The following is a 1,936-nucleotide window of genomic DNA, read 5'->3' as shown; positions in this document are numbered from 1 at the left end:
GGTGAACACACCACTGAAGTTCGCCGTGGATACATCCGTGTCGTTCAGCACGCCGATGGTCTGCGCATCCTGCGTGGTCAGCAGCACACCCGTCTCGGCGCCCTTGGCCACGTTGATCGCCGGCACATCGTCAATGATGTTCACCGTGATGGTGCCGGTCGTGGTGTTGCCGTTGGCATCCGTCACCCTGTAGGTGAAGAAGTCCTTGTTTACTTCGGTGTTGGTGCTGTTGTCGTTGTCCGGGCTGGTGTCGAACGGCTGGGTCAGCGTGTAGACATAGCTGCCGTCGCTGTTGATCTGGATCGTGCCGTACGTGCCCGTGGCACTGCTGTCCAGCGCGTAGGTCAGCGTCCCAAACCCGCCCGTCGCATTGAGCTGGTTGGTCGCATCGGTCTCGGCCGCGCTGCCCGGCAGACTGCCCGTCACCGTGCCCGCCGCCAGGTCCGCACCCGTGACTGTCGTGTCCAGCGCGTTCTCGTTGACCAGAACATCATTGTCATCAGGTGCCAGCAGACCGCTGTCGGTCAGAGTGATCGTCAGCGTCGTGGTCGACAGATCGCCGTCACCATCCTTGATGGTGTACACAAAGGTGTCGGTCGCGCCCTCCGGCGGCACCACGTTCGGGCTGCCGTCGTAGCTGTAGCTGCCGTCCGCGTTCAGCGTCAGCGTGCCGTAGCTGCCGGCAATGCCGGCACCGCCCAGCCCGCCGCTGGCCGGGGTGCTGGTGTCGCTGCCCGCTTTCACCCCCACAACCCCGCCGCCGGCCGTCGCGCCGTCGGCACCGAACACGTCGTCCGTGCCGTCCGTCAGCACGTTGCCAAGAACCACGCCGCCTTCGGTCACGCTGTCGGTGTTCGAGAAGGCCGTCGGCCCATCATCATCCACCGTGATGGTGAAAGTCGTTGTATTGCTGTTCGCCGGCACCATGTTATCCGTGGCCGTGGCCGTAATCTGGATACCAAACGGGTCATCCGGATTGGTAGGGTCGGAATGGGTGAATGCCGCCAACTGCGTGAAGGTGTACGTCCCGCCCGAATTGACCACTACCTGCCAGGTGCCGTTGTCAGCCGTCAACGTGTTGCTGCCTGCATTCCAGGTCGCACCCGTCGCCGACAGCGAAATCGTACCGGTATCGCCAGGGCCAAAATCAGCCACCAAATCACGCGTAAGGGTCACCAATCCATCCGATTCATCGCCTTGCCCACCTTGGGCCGCGATGCTCACGTCATCGTCAATGATGGTCACGGTGGCCGTGTCGTTGATCAGGGTGGCCCCGATCGGATTGCTCAGGACAATGGTGAAGGTCTCATTGGCTTCGACCAGCGTGTCGCCCACAATGTTCTCGGTGACGAAAAAGCCGATGAAGCCCGCCGGGATGGTCACCGTGCCGGTGGGTGCACCGTCGAAATAGTCTTCCGGATTGCTCGCCGTGCCGGGCACGATGGTGTAGGTGATCGTCACATCGGTCGTGGAAACCTGGTTCAGGGTAATCAGGAAGGTGACCGCCCTGCCGCCGCCGCCGGAGCCCTCCAGCACATTGGCCGTCGAGACCGTGCCCTGGATCATGTCGCCAGTGATCAGGCCCGGGCCGCCCTCGCCTACACCGACCTGCACACCCACGGTGACGCCAACGCTGACCGTGGCGGGTACCGGCTCGGGAATCGACTCGATATCAGGCTGCAGCTCGGGCGGGACAAAGCCATACTCGTAGGCTTGCGGGGTCACGCCCTCGGCAATGCGCAGCAACTGCACAAAGGTGCTGCCGCCGTCCACGCCGCCGCCGGGGGCCAGACCAGCCGCCGTGGCTTCGAGTGACTGGTTCAGGTCGGTCCCGCGTTCGAGCGCCTGGATGACGGCGTCTGCCGTGGCCGGGGTCGTGACCGCGCTGTCCTGGGCCGTGGGCCGCTGGTCGGACTGGACCACGTTTTCGTCCAGG

Annotated in this window: 1 protein-coding gene; it reads right to left on the bottom strand. The window is 64.0% G+C overall.

What is annotated here, in order from left to right:
• On the bottom strand, positions 1-1,923 hold a 1,923-nt coding region (locus V6M49_RS19795), incomplete at its 3' end, for a retention module-containing protein (protein ID WP_332762877.1).
• Positions 1,924-1,936 lie beyond the last annotated feature (13 nt).

The sequence above is a fragment of the Pseudarthrobacter sp. genome (assembly GCF_036675385.1).
GTDB lineage: Bacteria > Actinomycetota > Actinomycetes > Actinomycetales > Micrococcaceae > Arthrobacter.
Note: the sequence above shows the minus strand (reverse complement) of the source record. Positions and strands in the feature narration are given on the sequence as shown.